Below are 18,253 nucleotides of genomic sequence, written 5' to 3'. Positions count from 1 at the left end.
CAATGACCGTCAACCCAAGATACCATGGATTCGAAACTGCCTTTTGACCGTTCCCGCAGAGCCTTTTTGGGCGCTTCGGCCTTGCTAACCTCAGGTGCCCTACTGCCTGCATTGCCCTTTTCTGTATCCGATCCGTCGGCTGTCGCAAATCCCCCGGTTGCCTTCCCCCACTTTCCCCACCCCATTTTTGCTTTCATATGGAGAAACTGGAACCTGGTGCCGCTGGAAAGAATGAAGGTGGTACTAGGCTGCTCAGAAGCAGACTTGCTGTCCTGCGCCGGAGCGATGGGCCTACCTATGTATAAGCCTGTTTCGCAAGAACAGTGGAATCGCAGCTATATCACAATTATACGTAGAAACTGGCACCTGCTTCCCAAGGAACAATTGACCGAATTACTTGGCTGGACCTCAGATCACTTGGAATTTGCCCTTCAGGAGGATGACTTTTTGTATATCAAACTGGGCAGCCTAAAGCCCGATTGTCCACCGTTGAAGTGGCGGCCTATCAAACCGCAGGAGGTGGAGAGGTTTCAACAAATCCGTACGATTTGCGCGGAGACCTTTGGCGATGTAGAAAACGAGGCGGACGAAAACCTGTTTGAGTTTGTGTCGAAACTCTCCGCCAAGCCATCCACAACCGTGCAACCACTTTCCTCGGGGTTTTCACCCCGATACGGGTATGGATATTTTACGCTGTTTGGGGATCCCCTCGCCGATGGCACGGTAGATCCCTTTCCGGAAGGCTACCTGCAGCGCATGACTGCCTCCGGCTTGGATGGAACATGGCTGCACATCGTGTTGAGTAAGATTACCCCCTTCCCCTGGAACGCTGCCCTTAGCAAAGGCTGGGGACAGCGGTTGGATCACCTGGCCCGCTTGGTTGCCACGTGCAAGCAGCAGGGCATTGGCATGTATCTTTACCTGAACGAGCCGAGGTACCAACCTCTTTCGTTTTATAAAGCCTACCCGTCCTTCAGAGGCGTTACGCGGGGAGATAGTGCTGCGCTGTGCACCAGTGTGCCAGAAGTGCAGGCCTATATTGTGGATTCCATCGCTCGTGTGGTGGAGAAGGTGCCGGATGTCGCCGGTTTTTTTTCCATCACCGCCTCTGAAAACCCTACCCACTGCTGGTCGCATTTTCAGGGCATGGACTGCCCGCGTTGTGGTCCAAGGGGACCGGAAGCGGTCATAGCCGAACTGAATACGCTCTATGCTACCGGTATCCAAAAAGGTCTTGAGGCGCATCGGAAAAAGGTAAATGCCCACTTCCAGGGTTCCGGCCCAAGATTGATTGCTTGGGACTGGGGCTGGCGTGACGGATGGGCTGCGGGCATTGTGCCTCAGTTGCCCGAGCAGACGGCCTTGATGAGTGTGAGCGAATGGGACCTGCCCATAGAGCGGGGAGGGGTACAGACCAGCGTGGGAGAATATTCCATCTCGGCCGTTGGTCCCGGGCCCCGAGCCAAACGCCATTGGGAGATTGCGCAGCAGCATGGTTTGGAGAGTTTTGCCAAGATACAGGCGGGTACAACTTGGGAATGTGGGGGCCTGCCTTACGTTCCGGCCTTGGAAAATGTGGCGCAGCATGCCGTAAATTTACGAGATGCGGGCATCAAAGGGCTGATGACCGGCTGGACCCTCGGTGGCTACCCCGGCTCCCCCAATCTCGAAGTAGTCTCCGTGGTGGGCAGTGATGCAAGCCTCTCAGTTCGCGAGGCCATGCAGCAGGTTGCCGAGAGAAGGTATGGCCCAGCTGCCGAAGCGATGGTGGATGCCTGGTATGGCTTTAGCGCAGCATTTCGGGAGTTTCCCTATCATATTGGTGTCGTATACAATGCACCGGTACACTCCGGGCCGGCCAATCTGCTATGGGCTCAGCCTACGGGTTATTCGGCGACTATGGTGGGCTTAGGGTACGATGATTTAGAAAAATGGCGGGGCATTTATCCGCCGGATGTATTTATTCAACAGCTTTACAAGGTAGCCGAGGGTTTTGAGGAGTCCCTGCGGGAGTTGACGAGCAGGACGGAGGGGATGGCCTTGGATCAAGGGACAGTTGAAGAGCTGAATGCAGAAATGCGGATTGCCGAGGCGGTCGGCATTTTATACCGATCAGTGGCCAATCAGGGCAGGTTTATCCAAAAAAGGGAGGATTGGGAAAAAGATAAAGATCCGCAGGCTAAGCTTTTTCTAAAGGAGCTCCTAGCGGACGAAATTCGTTTGGCAAAACGGCTATATACCCTTCAGCGGCAAGACTCCCGAATCGGCTTCGAGGCCACCAACCATTATTTTTATGTGCCGGGGGATTTGCAGGAAAAGGTGTTGAATTGTAGGTGGTTGATGGAGGAATGGCTGGGCATTACCGTATAGTGTGTGCCAGGTAGGTATACATACGAGGTCGGATTTCTAATTGGATCTGTCCGAATATGCGGATCAATAATATCACCCCTTCGGGGTTTGCCGACATTCCTTTGCCTCTTTGCTATAATCATATCACCCCTACGGGATTAGGAATCGCGATGCGGTCACGTTTCCGGCGTTACAAAAACCGATTGGTTTGGATGTTTTTAGGATACCTCCTGTATCCCAATCCCGAAGGGATGGGCAGTATGATAGAAAACGAGCGATGTACGACCACAAAAACCCCGAAGGGGTGGTATAAAGGCCAAAGGACGGTTTTACGGAATTTAGATTTGGATACCATGATAGCCCACCATTCCCATTTGTTAGACGTTTTTTTGGGATTACCCCCGCGAAAAAAATCCCTGACTGAAATGAAATTTCAGTGAGCCCCTTTTGATTTGTAACTGGAATCAGGATTTGCAGCTCAAATTATCGCAAAAATAAGTTAAATCCCCAAATCAGAAACTCTGGATTGGTGACACATTCTCCACCCTTTTAGGGCTGATTAATTACTGTTTCTAATTTCCAATAAACTGATTTCTCCTTTGGGTTAAAAATTATAAATTATGGTAGGCACGTTTTCACAAATCTATATCCAATACGTCTTTGCAGTGAGGAGACGTGAAAATCTATTAGAGAAGCCCTGGCGTGAGGAGGTGTTCAAATATATCGCAGGGATTATTAAAGGCAAAAATCAAAAACCAATCATTGTAAACGGCGTTTCAGACCACATTCACGTTTTTGTAGGCCTAAAACCATCCATGAACATATGCGATCTGGTGCGGGATATAAAAAACAATTCCTCCAATTATATCAACGAGCAGGGGTATGTAAAGGGTAAATTTTCATGGCAGGAGGGCTATGGTGCTTTTTCCTATGGACACTCTCAGATCGAGCGTGTTTATCAATACATTGCAAACCAAGAGAAACACCATGAAAAGAAAAGCTTCAAAGAAGAATACATTGGTTTTCTTAAAAAATTTGAGATTCAATTCAACGATAAATATTTGTTTGATTGGATAGATCAATAATGTCACCCCTTCGGGGTTTGCTGAAATTTGAATTGTTTTTCTATAATCCTATCATCCCTTCGGGATTGGGAACCTGATTTAGATTGCGATGGGGTTGCTATCCGGCATTGCCAGAATCCGCCGATATTGACACGGATTGAAATCCACACGAAACCCCAATCCCGAAGGGATGGCATTTCTATAGAACATACGGGGTACGTAGATAAAAACCCTGAAAGGGTGGTATTAAGGCCACCGGAATCGGAAAAATCATTTTAACCCACCTAACAAAACATAGCCTTCTGGGAAGAATTGGGAATTGTACCTAAATCCCAGAATACAGACCAAAAACACCTGTTGGAGCCGAGCGGATTCGTTCTGTCTCCCCTTCGGGGTTTGCTGAAATTTGAATTGTTTTTTCTATAATCCTATCATCCCTTCGGGATTGGGAGCGTGATTTGGATTGCGATGGGGTTGCTATCCGGCATTGCCGGAATCCCCCGATATGGACGCCGATTAAAAACCACCCAACAACCCAATCCCGAAGGGATGGCATTTCTATGGAACGTACGGGATACATAGACAAAAACCCTGAAAGGGTGGTATAAAGGCCGGAGGATGGTTTTACGGAATTTAGATTTGGACACCATGATAACCCTCCATCCCCAACTCTTCAGCATTTTTGCGGCATATCCCCCGGGAAAAAAAATCGCTGACTGAAATGAAATTTCAGTGAGTCCGGTTTGATTTGCAATTGATTAGCTTAAACCCCTAAAAAGATGCAAAATAGACAAAGATGGTTGGCATTCTACAGCGTGATGTTGGGATTCTGTTTGTCCATCGTATGTATCCTGTGGCTGGGGAATAGATACCACATCACCTCCGAATCACCGGATTTCATCGTGTTTTCCTCCTTCGCTGCCACCTCCATCAGCTTTCTGATTGGTCTGATCCGGTATTTGCCGGTTAAAAAAAACCAGTCAAATTGATCGGTGATGCCTAGGGGCGGAATAGAGCTCCTAGGCTAGCAGTGTTTTGTGACGGAAAAGGTTCTGCTGTGAATTTAGAGACGGGCCTAACCTATAGCTAGCCGTTCAGATGTAGAATAAATAAAACACCGCCACAGTAAGCACCACAAAGATTAGGGTTAGTCCGCTTCCTGCCTTGATATAGTCTTTATTTTGATAGCCTCCAGCCGATATCATCAGGGCATTTACCTGATGGGTGGGAAGAAGGAAGGAATTGGAAACCCCAACCGCTGCCAATAACACCAAGGGTCTGGGATCTAAACCGGCAATCTCTGCCATTCCGATCACCAATGGTGCCAACACGACTACTGCCCCCACATTGGACATAAACAAAGAGAATACTGTACTCAATATCGTAATCGCTATCAACAGTACCAAGACCGGCTGTCCTTCTACCACCTGCATGATGTATTGGGCCAGAAAATACGCGGCCCCGGATTTTTGCATGGCCATTCCCAAAGGAATCAACCCAGCCAGGAGGAATACTACTTTCCAGTCTATGGCATCGTAGGCCTGCTGAATGGAAATAACCCTCGATAGGATCATGGCCATGGCACCGGTCAGAAACGCCAATGCAATGGGTACCCCCAGAAATGTCAACACGATCCCAAACGCAAAGCTTGCCAACGCAGGCAGTGCCTTTGATTGGTTTTTGGGTTCTACTTCAATGGGGGTTGCCAGAACAAAGTCGGCATTGTTTTTCAGACTTCGTATATTATCCCACAGGCCATATACAATCAGGGTATCGCCTTTTCGAAAGCGATGATCGGAAAAATCACCCTTAATTTCCTCACCGTTATTGAACAAAATCAAGGGCTCCATGGCAAACTTTCGCCGAAAGGCAAAATCCCTTAGCGTCTGCCCGATCAGTTCGGATCCCGTTCCGACAATTACTTCGGCAAATCCCGATTCATCTGGCTTGGTGAGTCTGTTAAAGATACTGGGTTGGATAACTTCCTGTAGGCCATATTGCTCTGCAAGTCGTTTGGCTTCATTCTCCGAGCCTAATAAGGCGATTATCTGTCCCGAAGCAAACAAGGTTTCCCGCCACGGTGCATATACGACGGCTTCTCCATGAGCCAGTGCGATCAGATTTAGCCGAAAGTCCTTCCAGATCCCGGAAGACTCCGTGGTTTTGCCGACTAGCGTACTGCCTTCTCGTATCGAAAAATACCAGAGGTTGTTGGGGAGGCGCAGCATCTCGATCAGTTTTTCCTGAGCCGATTTCTTTTTTGCCCCTTTTCCCTCTTTGGGTAATACATACCTGCCCATTACAAAAAAGTAAACAATGCCAGCGATCAACAAAATACCACCAATGGGGGTAACTGCAAACAAGGCATACGGCTCCAGGGAGGCATTTTTCAGCAGATCATTGATAAGGATTAAATGACCCGACCCAACCATGGTGAGCGATCCGCCCAAGATGGCGGCAAAACCCAAGGGCATGATCAATTGGGTGGCCGGTATTTTTGTCTTTCGGGAAATATCCAACGTGCCGGGCAAAAAAAGGGCCGCCGCTCCGATATTTTGCATAAAAGCAGATAGGGTACCTACGGAAAGCCCGAGGAAACCGATAATCTTGTTTTTATCGTTACCAACCTTCTTCAGCACAGCCTCCGAGAAGCGTTCCATCACCCCTGTAGTTGTGACACCATAACCCAAGATCATCACGGCCAGCATAGAAATCACGGCGTTGGAAGAAAAGCCCTTGAGCATTTCGTCCGGGGTCAAGACACCTGACCAACCCAAGGCTAGCATGGTTATGATTGCAACCACATCGATGCGTAATATCTCAAAAACCATCATGACAACCGTAGCCACCAATATAGCCAATACGATTACGATCTGAATATCCAATTCCATCGCCATAAGTTAGTTAAACAACCCCAAAGGTACCAGATGGCTGCGGATATTGTCCGTATGAAAAGTCACAATGGGAGATTGGTTCAGATCAATGTTGACATCGACTATAAATCACCAAAATGTTGGTAAATCTGGCGCATCCTGAGTTTGTCCGTAAAAGAGATCTAGGTGTAAGGTTTCTCCGCTACATGGTGATCAGACGCTAAGAATGGATAATGTCAGCCAAGCCCTAGATACTTTTAGGTAAACACTGGAGCGCGTACACACAAAAGAGACTTATTGAACGAAAAAACCTAGATAGTCACCGATTCCTCATTAGGCCTTCATAAAAGACTGGTATAGCATAAATTTATCGAAAATCTTGACCACTGAAATTTTTTTTCAGTGAGAAACAGTAAATTTGTGCCTATAAATCTAAAAACCAAATAATCATGAGAGAGTTAAATGTAACCGAAATGGAAAGCATTGTCGGTGGCAACAGATGCTCTAACTATGACAATGCGATTGCTACTACTGGTTTAATTACGGCAGGTATAGGACTTGCCCTCGCAACTGGCGGGACATCACTTGTATTATCGGCGATAGGATTTGGCTTATCCTATGCATCGGTTTTAAGTTGTAACGGAGTGGGTTTCTATAGATAAAACAATTTTAGTTATGAAAGATCTTTCAAAAATTAGAATAGGACTAATTTTGTTTATTCTAATTCTAGTGTTGGCAGGTTGGTTTGGTTATATAAACGGATGGGCCAACTTAAAGACAGTAATGTTTTTGACGTTTGCAATGCTGTTTACATCTATTTCCATCGTTATGGATCTTAGATCAAAAAAATTGCATCAATAATGTTCTCTTTCCCTTAATTGATCCTTTAGTCCTGATCGACCGAATAAGTCAGCGAGCAGGCGATCCTGTCCTGCTCGCTACTTCAGACTTAAATATAACCTACTTGGTCACCGCCAAGCTGGCTTCATCCAAACCTCTCTTCTTCAGCAAGGCATCGATCTTTGGCTCGGCTCCGCGGAAACGTACGTACATCTCCATGGGGTCGTCGGTACCACCCCGCTCCAGGATCTCTTTTCGGAATGCCAGTGCCTTTTCAGGATTGAACAGCTCTGTCTCCTTAAAGGCTTGGAAGGCATCGGTATCCAACACCCCTGACCAGATATAGCTGTAATAACCAGCCGAATAGCCTCCACTGAAAATATGCTGGAAATAGGTGCTTCGATAACGGGGAATGATCTCGGATATCAACCCCATGTTCTCTACCGATTGCTTCTCAAAGGCTGTTGCATTCTCCTTAATAGGTTCCTTTCGTGTATGGTAATCCAAGTCCAGCAAAGACGCTGCTAGGTATTCCGTGGTGCCGAATCCCTGTCCGAAAGTGCCACTGCTGATGAGCTTCTCGATAAGTGTATCTGGAATGACTTCACCCGTTTGATAGTGAAATGCATATTGCTTCATCACCTCCGGTTCCGTGGCCCAGTTTTCCATCACCTGAGAGGGTAGCTCCACAAAATCCCTGGGGACGGAAGTTCCTGCTAGGCTGCTGTACTGCACATTGGAAAGCAACCCATGGAGGGCATGACCAAACTCGTGGAAAAAGGTGGTCACCTCGTCGAAGGTCAATAGTGCCGGAGCGTCTCCGGCAGGTCGGGAGAAATTGCAGACGATGGAGATCACCGGTGCCAGTCGCTCTCCGTCTACCGTCTTTTGGGAGCGGTAGGAAGTCATCCAGGCGCCGCCCCGCTTAGAGGCTCTGGGGTGAAAATCCATGTAGAGAATGCCGACATGGGTACCATCGGCCTCTTTTACCTCATAGGCTTTGGCATCGGGATGGTAAACAGGCACTTCGGGTCGGTACTCAAAGGTGAGCCCAAAGAGCTTTTCCACCACCAAAAACACCCCTTCCTGTACCTTGTCCAGTGCGAAATAGGGCTTTACCTCCTGCTCGTCCAGATCAAACTTTTGCTTCCTCAGCTTCTCCTCGTAGTAGCGCCAGTCCCAAGGCTGTAAAGAAAAATCCTTGCCCTCGGCCTGTATCATGGCCTGCATCTCGTCCCGCTCTACCTTGGCCTTGGCCAGGGCAGGTGTCCAAAGCTGATTCAAGAGTTTGTACACATTATCGGGATTTTTGGCCATGGTCTCTTCCAATGCATAGTCCGCATGGGTATTGTATCCCAGCATCTGTGCCTTTTCCAGCCGCAGATTGGCGATTTCTACTAGGATAGCCTTATTATCATTTTCGTTGCCCTGATCCGCCCGGTTCTTGTAGGCTTCCCAGATTTGCCTGCGCAGGTTGCGGTTATCGGCGTATTGCAGAAAGGGCATAATGCTGGGGTTGTGAAGGGTAAAGACCCACTTGCCTTCGTTACCTGCGGCTTTGGCATCGTCTGCCGCAGCGGCGATCAGTTCGTTGGGCAAGCCGGCCAGGTCGGTCTCATCCTCGATCAGCAACTGAAAGGCGTTGGTTTCTGCCTGCAGATTCTGGCCAAACTGAAGGGTGAGGGTAGAAAGGCGGCTGTTGATCTCCCGAAGCCGGTCTTTGTTTTCCTCGGCTACGTTTGCCCCGCTGCGCACGAAGCTCTTGTAGGTCTTTTCGAGCAGCTTCTGTTGCTCTGGGGTAAGGTCAAGGCTCTCCCTCGCCTCCCATACCGTCCGCACGCGCTGGAATAAGGCTTGGTTGAGGCTGATGTTGTCGCTGTGCTTGGACAGCTCCGGAGCCATCTCCCGGGCTATGCCTTGGATCTCGTCATTGGTATTGGCGGCGTTGATATTGTAAAATACTCGAGACACCTTACTCAGCAGCTCACCGGAATACTCCAGGGCTTCTATGGTATTGGAAAAGGTGGGTGCCTCGGCATTGTTCACGATGGCGGCTACCTCTACTTCCTGCCGCTGTATGCCTTCCCGCAGCGCAGGCGCAAAATGAGCAGGTTCTATTCGGTCGAAGGGAGGCACCCCAAAGGGGGTATCATAGGTCTCAAAGAAAGGATTCATATCGGACTTTTTTTCGGTTTCCGAACTGCACGCCACCGATAAAGTGGTGGCCACTGCGGATACGATCAATAGCTTTTTCATCTGTTTATAATTGGCTTTAGTAAAGATAACCCGAATTGTCTCTTTTTGGTTGCCGACTCATCCGTGCATTCAAATTCTGGCCGAATATTGGGTTAAAGCTTGATTGTGGATTAACTTTATACGCGCTAACCCGGCCCCTACTTCAGCTCGGAAATGCCCTACTTGTAATTCTTCGCCTTATGAAAATCGAGATTTTAGTCCGGCAATTGCCGCTCAAGCATACCTTTACCATCGCCCACCAAAGCCGGGACGTGCAAACTACGCTGATCGTTCGCCTCTGGGACGGAAAGGCCTTTGGCCTCGGGGAATCCACGACCAACCCCTTTTACGGGATTACCGTGGAGAATATGACGGCTTGCTTGGAAGAGGCGCAACAGATACTCGTAAACGAACCCATTCAACATCCACCCCTGCTGTGGGAGAAGACCAAGGCCATTTTTACCGAAAATCCCTTTGCCCAATGTGCGCTGGACATGGCGGCCTGGGACCTGTACACCAAAACGCGGGGGGAAAAGCTCTACGAACACCTTGGGCTCCATCCGAGTACCATTCCTCTGACCAACTTTACGATTGGCATTGCCTCGGTAGAGAAGATGGTAGAAAAGATGCGGGAATTTGCCTGGCCCCTCTACAAGATCAAACTGGGTACCAACCACGACATGGAGATTGTCCGCGAGCTGAGAAAACACACAGAGGCTATCTTCCGCATCGACGCCAACTGTGCCTGGACGGCCGAGCAGGCTATTCACTACTCACAGGAGCTCAAGCAGCTCAACGTGGAATTCATGGAGCAGCCCCTGGCAAAAGATGATCTGGAGGGCATGAAGGAGGTGTATGCGTATAGCGCGCTGCCCGTCATCGCCGATGAGAGCTGCATCGTGGAAGCGGATGTGAAGAAATGTGCCGGTCTCTTCCACGGCATCAATGTTAAACTCACCAAAGCAGGAGGCATTACGCCCGGCCTCCGGATGATCCAAGAGGCAAAACGATTGGGGATGAAGACCATGGTGGGCTGCATGACCGAATCCAGTGTAGGCATATCGGCCATCGCCCATATCGCACCGCAGCTCGACTACGTGGATATGGATGGGGCTATGCTATTGGCACAGGACATCGCTACCGGGGTGAAAATTTCACGGCAAGGGGTTCAATTTCCCGACAGACCGGGTACAGGTGCCTTGCTAATTTAATCCGAGATGCAGATTCGCCTCGTAACCGACCGGGCTCAACCCGTAATTTTTCAGGATGGCAAACGCTATTTGCAGTTTGCGGGAACTTCCTATTTGGGTATGGGCAGTTTGCCGGAGTTCGTTGCATTGGTTAAGGAAGGAATTGACCGTCACGGTATAAACCACGGCTCAAGCAGAGGGAGCAATGTCCAATTGGGTGTATACGGCGCGTTTGAACATTTTTTCAGTAACCAAGCCGGAGCAGAGGATGCTTGTCTGGTTAGCAGTGGATACCTTTCCGGTCAATTGGCCGTGGATGCTATGCTCCCGCACACGGATCTTTGGTGGGTATCGCCGGATGCCCACCCGGCTATCTTGCCTAGAGGAAAATCCGGTGATTCCCGACAATCGTTTGATAGTTGGGCAGCTTCGTGCGTAGATCGGGCAAAAACCCTCCTTGGACAGCGTATAGCTATCGTCGCCAATGCCGTAGATCCGCTTGCACCAAGGGTACATAATTTTGGTTGGCTGGAGCAACTGCCTCCGGTGAACGAATATACGGTGCTTATTGACGATAGTCACGCGTTTGGTATCGTAGGACCGGGCTGCTTTGGCACTTACCGGAGATGGAACAAAGCTCAAATCTCCTTGTTGGTTTGCGGTTCATTGGGCAAGGCACTTGGGTTGCCTGCCGGCATCGTGCTCGCCGATGCTCTCTGGATAAAACGAATGCGGGACAACAGAATCTTCCGTTCATCATCCCCTCCTGCCCCCGCGCCCTTACATGCTTTTTTGCAGGGACAATCTCTATATTATCGACAGCGAACCCGTCTTGAAGAGGTTGTATACAGGGTAGCAAATGAGCTGGAGACCAACCCGTTTTGCTACACCGCTGATGGGTTTCCCGTTGTCACATTTTCGCCACAGCATTGGGTGGAATCGTTGGCCTGCCACCGTATCGTGGTTTCCTCCTTCGCCTATCCGGATCCAACTGACACACCCGTCAATCGGGTGGTCCTTTCTGCAGCACACCTGGATGAGGATGTCGATTACCTTATCTCACGGTTAAACTCTCTCGCGAAAAGTTGATCCAAAAGACGGCTGGCATGAATCTTGGATCTGAAAGGAAAAACCAAGTCGATCGATGGGAACAAACACCGCCTATTCTCATTCCAACCTGCCCATAATTTTTGGGGTAGCACTCGCTTTCCTTGCTCTTACTTTTCCTCATATTGCCCATGCGCAATGGACTATTGATGCCGAAACGGGCGTTCCTTTCACCGGTTACAATGACATACGTATTCCCAATGAAACCGGAACCTTGTTCAGCTTCAAGGAAGACTTTTCCGTAGCTGGTTCCATCGTTCCCATCAGGTTGCGCATAGGATATAGCTGGAACGACCGAAACCATCTCTTTGGCTTGATCGCTCCCTTGTTTATCAATTATGAAGGGACTGCACCTAGGGATATTGCATTCCAACAAACGGTATTTGATCGGGGAGAGGAGCTTGCCGGTTTTTACCAATTTAACAGCTACCGGCTCACCTACAGAAGGGATGTATACGTAGAGGGACCATGGCGGCTGGGAATTGGCTTTACGGCAAAAGTCCGCGACGCCAGTGTACAGTTGGACAACGAGGCGGGAAAAGCCGATCGTAAGGATGACCTAGGTTTTGTTCCGCTGCTGCATCTTTACGGTGAATATGCTTTGGACAATAATGTAAGGTTTTACCTCGAAGGCGACGGATTGGCCGGCGGTCCGGGAAGGGCGGTTGACGTTTTTTTGGGTAGCCGAATTCCAGTCACCCAAAAAACGGAAATCAAGCTGGGGTACCGTATGTTGGAAGGAGGTGCAAATGTAGAGGATGTCTACAACTTTACCTTGGTTCATTTTGCCGTATTAGGCTTATTTCTCACCCTTTAAGTATTTAGGCACACGATTGCGATAGCTGGTTTTCAGATGGCAGGTTCTCAATAATGACGCCATACTGGGTATTTTTTCGCACTTGGACTTCTGGATCGTTTATAAAGAAATCAAGTAGGTTAGCGCAGCGATTGCTGTAAACTCGTATTCTGGATGTTCCTGTTTATCTTGGCAGCATTAACCATTAATAACCATGTTATCAAGTACTATCCTGCATAGCTAGGCCGGTGCGCTTCCACTGCGCGGCTTCAGACCAAACAGTGGTCGGATCAGACTCCAGCGCCTTATTCCAAATTCGTAGATCAACCAGGCGATACCGAAAGTACCTATCGACATAATCGCAAATTTGGACCAAAAGCCAGCCGGTGAATCCATAAGGTAATATCCGATGGCAATGGTGATCGTTTGATGCAGGATATAGAATGGGTAAACGGCTTCATTTGCATAGGAAAGTAATTCGCTTTTTCGGTTTAGATAGGTGGCAGCATAGCCAAAAAGCACCAAAATCCAAGCCCAGAGGTTGATGACCGTAAATGCGGCTTCAATAAAGTGAACGAGTGTGGAGTCAGCAAACAGTTGCCTCAAGGCTACCATCATGCCAAACATGATTACACCTACGTAGAGCAAATTCCTTCTATGTTGTATTGTGGTTTTCCAGAAGGCCTCCTTCACTGAAATAAGCAAGAATCCATACAGAAAAAAAGTGAGGTAGTTGACAAGATTGAACCAATCGCCTATCAGTGCGTGGGTAGACGGGAAAAAGGGTTCGAGAAAACTCTCCCAAAGGTATAAGGGAATCACCAACCCGAACAAACCATAGGGCGTGGAGGCAAGCCGATGCGTAGCCCTTACTATAATTGATTGGGGGTGGCTGCGTAGAAAGAGTAGCAAAGGAATGGAAATGAGGGAGAATAACAAAAGATAGGGCAAAAACCACAGGTGGTGCCAGGAAAGATTACCTTCTGGATAAACTCCTAAGAAGGCATAAGAAGGCCAAAAATCCAAATAAGATCCACTAAACTGACCTCTGGCCAATCGCTCAAAATAAACCTGCGGCGGCACGATGAAGGCCATGCCTATCGCTAATGGTATCAGGAGCCGCTTGATACGTTCCCAAGCAAACTGTCCCCCCGATCGCTTACCCAGCGCAAAATAGGTTCCCATACCGGAGATGACAAAGAGAATGGGTAACCTCCATTGGTTAACAAAGAGCATGGGCCATCGAGCATCGGGATAAATGACGTTATTTTTGATATGCCAGCCCCAAGGCACGAAAAACATACCCACATGGTAAAATATGAGTAGGGCAAAAACCAGCACTCTCAGCCAGTCCAGATCGTGTCGACGCATAGAAGTAGGGTCATTGAAAATCTTGGAAAAATTTTTGACAGAAGAATAATGGGAAATTTACGACATTTTCTGGAATGAAAACCGAATGGCCGGATGAGTGGAGCTTGATTTTTTTCCAATTTCCCTACTCGCTGGCGGGTTTGTTCTTAACCGGAATCCTCTATCTTTGAAACGCAATCAAATCAAAACCCAGATGAACTTTATCAAATCAACCTTCTTCCTTTTTTTGGGGCTTTTTGCCTTCGCCCTTGGGGTGCAGGCGCAGTCCGTAAGCTTAAAAGTCGCCACCTTCAATATCCGGTATGCCAATCCTGGCGATGATCCCGACACCTGGGAAAACCGCCGCCAAGCTGCCGTGGACCTGATACGATTTCATGAGTTCGATATTTTTGGGATACAGGAAGGCCTGCATTCGCAGGTAAAAGACCTTGAACGCATGCTTCCGGGCTTTGCCTACGTGGGTGTGGGAAGGGACGATGGCGCGGAGAAAGGAGAATACTCCTGCATCTTCTACCATGCCGGAAAGTATGACGTGCTGGATGGTGGAACGTTCTGGTTGGCAGAAGACACCACGAAACCCAACAAAGGCTGGGATGCCGCTTTGCCACGAATTGTTACCTGGGCCAAGTTCAAGGACAAAGCAACCGGAGATGTGTTCTTCCATTTCAACACCCACTTCGACCACCGCGGCTGGGAGGCACGGGTGCAGAGTGCCCAACTGATCTTGGAAAAGGTGGCAGAACTCTCGGATCCCGCCAACCCCGTGATCGTGACAGGTGACTTCAACGTAGACCAGGACTCCGATCCCTACAAGGTGATGCGAGACGCACCGGGATTTTCAGATACCCACGATGTAGCCCGGATCCGGTATGCCAATAACGGCACCTTCAACAGTTTTGACAACACCAAAAGCTCCGACAAACGCATCGACCACATCTTTGTAAACGACAAGATCAGCGTAAAGCGCTACGGTATCCTGACCGACACCTACCATAACCGATACCCATCAGATCATTTTCCGGTAATGGCAGAGATCTATTGGTAAAGAAACAAGCTATAAAAGACCAAAATCGCCACTGCATCTACGCCAGTGGCGATTTTTTTTAGATCCAGCCTCACTGCCTTAAAAGGCCTGCCAATCGCAGATCCGGAACTTGCATCGGGAGCTGCACCGATGTACCTTTAACCAAAAAAACATGTAATGCTGCCCTCCAAGAAACGCCTTGCCCACATCGTTTTTGAATCAGACGACAAAGCATCCAAACGCTTTGATGTCTTCTTGTTGGTATTCATCCTATTAAGCGTATTCATCGTGGTGCTGGATTCGGTAAGTGAAATACACCACCAATATGGCCGCTATTTGTATGCCGCTGAATGGTTTTTTACCCTTGTCTTCACGGGAGAATACGTGCTTCGGATATGGCTAAGCTATGACAAGCGAGGCTATGTGTTCGGATTTTACGGTCTGGTGGACCTACTGGCCATTTTGCCCACCTATATCAGTCTGTTCTTTTTTGCCAGTCAGTATCTTACCGTTATCCGGGCTCTTCGATTTCTCCGTATTTTACGTATCTTGAAACTAACGGAATACGTCAAAGAAGCTGTTATTTTGAAAAATGCCTTAAGGCAAAGCCGCTTAAAGATTCAGATCTTTTTGGGCTCTGTACTGACAATCGTATTGGTGATGGGCTCTTTGATGTACATTGTAGAAGGTCCCGACCACGGGTTTACTTCCATCCCCCGCTCTATGTACTGGGCCATTGTCACGCTCACCACTGTGGGATATGGAGACATCGCGCCAGAAACCGAGTTTGGTCAGTTTCTCGCTTCCCTGATCATGCTCACCGGCTACGCAATTATCGCCGTCCCTACAGGTATCGTATCCTCTGAGCTTACCGCTGCCAAGCAGAAAACAATTGCCTCAATGAAAAGGAGGATCTGCCACCACTGCCAGGTACAGGATCATGAACTTGATGCCAACTATTGCAGGTCTTGCGGCAACCCTCTCGATTAATTGGAGCTACGAATCCCTCTCCTCTTCAGAGCCCCTTCGAAACTCCATAACCTCGCGCCTGAAAGCAAGCAAATCCTGCTTCATCAGGTCTACGTAAGAAGCCAGTATATCTAGCATGGCACTTCTCACCTGAAGCTCTTCCGCCGTGTAAATACCACCGTCTGATAGAAAAAGTGAAAGGTTCCCAGAGACCTCGTAGGGCTCGATAGTATTGAGCAGCTTCTCCTGAATGGACCCCTCGTATAACTTGGTTTCTTCTGCATGAAGATAGTACCATACCGATGGAGGAATTATTTGGCTCCACTCATCCGCCTCACCCGCAAAAACCTCCTGGAGAATATTCAATTCGTGATCAAGCCGAATAACAAAGGTTTCCTTTCGGTTGACTAGGTTAAGGGTAATTTGTGTCAGAGAGGCCCCCACACCCAGTAGCTGACGCAAGGTATTGCCATTGGCAGCCCACAACACAATGCCGGCCGAGACTAGGCTAATAGAGGCGTCGGTCAGTATGCCTGCGATTGTCCTCCTGCTTGATGTAGTGCGCTGCAGCCGGTCGAGGTACCATGCCAACTGATCCACCTTATCTTCTTCGCAATGGATAGCCGCTTTCAGCGATGAAACTTCGAGCTCCGCCAAGGAAATCTTATTCACAATTTCCTGGTACCGAATAAACTGTTCCAGTTCTCCCTTGCCCTGATCAGCGGCCTCTACCCATTGTTCCAGTGCCTTGGTTAGGTAAAGCGCATGAGCCATAAGCAGGCTCTTGGCATGAAAGAAATCCCGTACCCCATCCGAGAAATCATCGCTGACAAACTCCCTTGGACGTCTTGCCTCCAATCCATCCATTTGCCGATAGCAGGCCAGCTGAAAGTCCTCTGTGTCTCTCTCCACCGTTCGGGTAGACCGACAGGAGACAAAGGCCACCCATAAAAACAGGAAGCCTATGAAAATACGAATAGAAGAAGGCCGAAGTGTATTAGGCATGGAATGTTCAGATTTATTTGCCAACAAAAAAGCCTTGCTGCAAAACAGGTGGTAGTTTCTACCGCTCCGAAAACCCAGTAAGATTCTTGTTCAGGAAAGCTTTCCGAGGTTCTTTCCCTTTACGCGCATCAATCTGTGGTGCTTGGGCGAGCCTACGATTTGGGAATTATATATCCCCGCGTGACCGCTAAATAGGTAGGCAAGCACACAGGCCAAGCCGACGTATACACCACTTTCAGCGCCAAACAACTCGATCCCCATGAGCGTACAGGCCAGCGGGGTATTGGTGGCACCTGCGAAAACTCCTACAAAACCCATGCCCGCCAATAAGGCTACGGGAAGAGGAATCAAGCCGGAGAGTGCATTGCCCAAGGTAGCACCTGTATAAAAAAGTGGCGTGACCTCCCCACCTTTGAAACCCGCCCCAAGGGTTAGGGAGGTGGTTCCGATCTTCGCAAGGAAATCATACCAAGGTAAATCCTCCGAAAAAGCTTCCACGATCGTGGGAACACCCAATCCTATGTACTTGGTGGTTCCACTCAGAAAAACTACAAGTGCAATCAATATACCCCCCAAAACAGGTCTCAGTGGGGGATAGGACACATGTTTGGAAAAAAGCCTACTCCAAAAATGAGTAGCCTTGGCAAACAACCTGCCGACCAAGCCAAAAGCCATTCCTGCGGGCAAAATCCAAAGGAGGTGTACCATGTTGAGATCCGGTACCAAGGGAATTTCATAGTGGGTATGAGGCACCATCCAAAGCACCGCACAGGCATAGTCAGCAACATACGCCGCCAAAAACGCCGGCAAGATCGATTCGTACCGAATACGCCCCACAATTAACCATTCCAGTGCAAAAACCGCCCCAGCTAGGGGAGTGCCAAATACCGAAGCAAATCCCGCGGCCACCCCCATGGTGATCAATACCTTGCGATCCTCGGCTTTCAGCCGAAACCACTTGGTAAACTGGTCGGCTATCGCGCCGCCCATCTGAACGGCGGTTCCCTCACGCCCGGCGGATCCCCCAAAGAAATGGGTAGCTACCGTTCCGAACAAAACCAGCGGTGCCATTCGCAGCGGAATGATCTTAAGCGGATTGTAAAACTCCTCCAGCAATTGGTTGTTTCCCTTCACTACCGACTCTCCGTAGCGATGGTATACCCAACCGATCAAAAAGCCGCCCAAGGGCAGCAAGGCAATGATCCATAAATTTGCTTCCCGGTAGTCTGTCGCCCATTTCAGGGAAAGTAAGAAAATAGCGGAGGCCGACCCGGCCAATAGGCCCACGCCAGAAGCCACCAATAGCCATTTAACGGTAAAGTAAAATGTGGGCGAGAATTCCCGATAAACAAATTTCCGCAATGATAAAAACAATTTATTCCTCTTCAACATAGTCATTTAGTTAGGTATTTCCAAAGGTCACCCGGATC

14 protein-coding genes are annotated in these 18,253 nt (G+C 48.8%); 9 read left to right on the top strand and 5 right to left on the bottom strand.

What is annotated here, in order from left to right; genetic code table 11:
* The first annotated feature begins 24 nt into the window (after nt 1–24).
* From ADIS_RS19785 to ADIS_RS19765, 3 genes are all read left to right on the top strand, one after another.
* Nucleotides 25–2,370 (top strand): hypothetical protein, encoded by a 2,346-nt coding sequence (locus tag ADIS_RS19785; protein WP_155907633.1) that lies wholly within the window; start codon nt 25–27, stop codon nt 2,368–2,370.
* 599 nt (nt 2,371–2,969) lie between these two features.
* Nucleotides 2,970–3,434, top strand: a complete 465-nt coding sequence (gene tnpA, locus ADIS_RS19775; RefSeq protein WP_010856485.1) for an IS200/IS605 family transposase — start codon at nt 2,970–2,972, stop codon at nt 3,432–3,434.
* 758 nt (nt 3,435–4,192) lie between these two features.
* On the top strand, nt 4,193–4,402 hold the full coding sequence (locus tag ADIS_RS19765; protein WP_035807094.1) for a hypothetical protein: 210 nt from the start codon (nt 4,193–4,195) through the stop codon (nt 4,400–4,402).
* A gap of 105 nt (nt 4,403–4,507) precedes the next feature.
* On the opposite strand, the gene ADIS_RS19760 is transcribed toward ADIS_RS19765, so the two are convergent.
* Entirely contained in the window at nt 4,508–6,304 is a 1,797-nt protein-coding gene (locus tag ADIS_RS19760; protein WP_010856482.1) for an SLC13 family permease, read from the bottom strand.
* Nucleotides 6,305–6,735: 431 nt separating this feature from the next.
* Between ADIS_RS19760 and ADIS_RS23050 the strand changes: the two genes are divergently transcribed.
* Complete coding sequence (locus tag ADIS_RS23050; RefSeq protein WP_155907631.1) at nt 6,736–6,948, top strand: hypothetical protein; 213 nt, start codon at nt 6,736–6,738, stop codon at nt 6,946–6,948.
* 298 nt (nt 6,949–7,246) lie between these two features.
* Here the strand turns inward: ADIS_RS23050 and ADIS_RS19750 are convergent, their stop codons facing one another.
* Nucleotides 7,247–9,382 carry a M3 family metallopeptidase gene (locus ADIS_RS19750; RefSeq protein ID WP_010856480.1) on the bottom strand — a complete coding sequence of 712 codons (2,136 nt, stop codon included), beginning with the start codon at nt 9,380–9,382 and terminating at the stop codon, nt 7,247–7,249.
* Between the two features lie 179 nt (nt 9,383–9,561).
* Here ADIS_RS19750 and ADIS_RS19745 point away from each other — a divergent pair, with 179 nt between their 5' ends.
* Genes ADIS_RS19745 through ADIS_RS19735 form a run of 3 tightly spaced genes read left to right on the top strand, consistent with a single transcriptional unit; the run spans nt 9,562 to nt 12,475 of the window.
* On the top strand, nt 9,562–10,572 hold the full coding sequence (locus tag ADIS_RS19745; RefSeq protein WP_010856479.1) for a dipeptide epimerase: 1,011 nt from the start codon (nt 9,562–9,564) through the stop codon (nt 10,570–10,572).
* Between the two features lie 6 nt (nt 10,573–10,578).
* Nucleotides 10,579–11,640, top strand: a complete 1,062-nt coding sequence (locus ADIS_RS19740; protein WP_010856478.1) for an aminotransferase class I/II-fold pyridoxal phosphate-dependent enzyme — start codon at nt 10,579–10,581, stop codon at nt 11,638–11,640.
* 55 nt (nt 11,641–11,695) lie between these two features.
* A complete protein-coding gene (locus ADIS_RS19735) occupies nt 11,696–12,475 on the top strand; it encodes a hypothetical protein (RefSeq protein ID WP_010856477.1) in 780 nt (259 codons plus the stop codon).
* 219 nt (nt 12,476–12,694) lie between these two features.
* On the opposite strand, the gene ADIS_RS19730 is transcribed toward ADIS_RS19735, so the two are convergent.
* Nucleotides 12,695–13,825, bottom strand: coding sequence for an acyltransferase family protein (locus tag ADIS_RS19730; RefSeq protein WP_010856476.1), 1,131 nt, complete (start codon nt 13,823–13,825; stop codon nt 12,695–12,697).
* A gap of 193 nt (nt 13,826–14,018) precedes the next feature.
* On the opposite strand from ADIS_RS19730, the gene ADIS_RS19725 reads away from it, so the two are divergent.
* Together ADIS_RS19725 and ADIS_RS19720 are read left to right on the top strand one after the other, a co-directional pair.
* Nucleotides 14,019–14,870: an endonuclease/exonuclease/phosphatase family protein gene (locus ADIS_RS19725; protein ID WP_010856475.1), complete on the top strand. Its 852-nt coding sequence runs from the start codon at nt 14,019–14,021 to the stop codon at nt 14,868–14,870.
* A gap of 156 nt (nt 14,871–15,026) precedes the next feature.
* Nucleotides 15,027–15,839, top strand: a complete 813-nt coding sequence (locus tag ADIS_RS19720; protein WP_010856474.1) for an ion transporter — start codon at nt 15,027–15,029, stop codon at nt 15,837–15,839.
* A 6-nt stretch (nt 15,840–15,845) separates the two neighbouring features.
* Here the strand turns inward: ADIS_RS19720 and ADIS_RS19715 are convergent, their stop codons facing one another.
* Together ADIS_RS19715 and ADIS_RS19710 are read right to left on the bottom strand one after the other, a co-directional pair.
* Nucleotides 15,846–16,823, bottom strand: a complete 978-nt coding sequence (locus ADIS_RS19715; protein WP_035807093.1) for a hypothetical protein — start codon at nt 16,821–16,823, stop codon at nt 15,846–15,848.
* A 90-nt stretch (nt 16,824–16,913) separates the two neighbouring features.
* Nucleotides 16,914–18,215: a voltage-gated chloride channel family protein gene (locus tag ADIS_RS19710; RefSeq protein WP_010856471.1), complete on the bottom strand. Its 1,302-nt coding sequence runs from the start codon at nt 18,213–18,215 to the stop codon at nt 16,914–16,916.
* Nucleotides 18,216–18,253: the final 38 nt, after the last annotated feature.

Origin of the sequence: Lunatimonas lonarensis, assembly GCF_000390185.1 — a bacterium.
GTDB classification, from domain to species: Bacteria; Bacteroidota; Bacteroidia; order Cytophagales; family Cyclobacteriaceae; genus Lunatimonas; species Lunatimonas lonarensis.
This window is presented reverse-complemented; position numbering and strand designations above follow the sequence as displayed.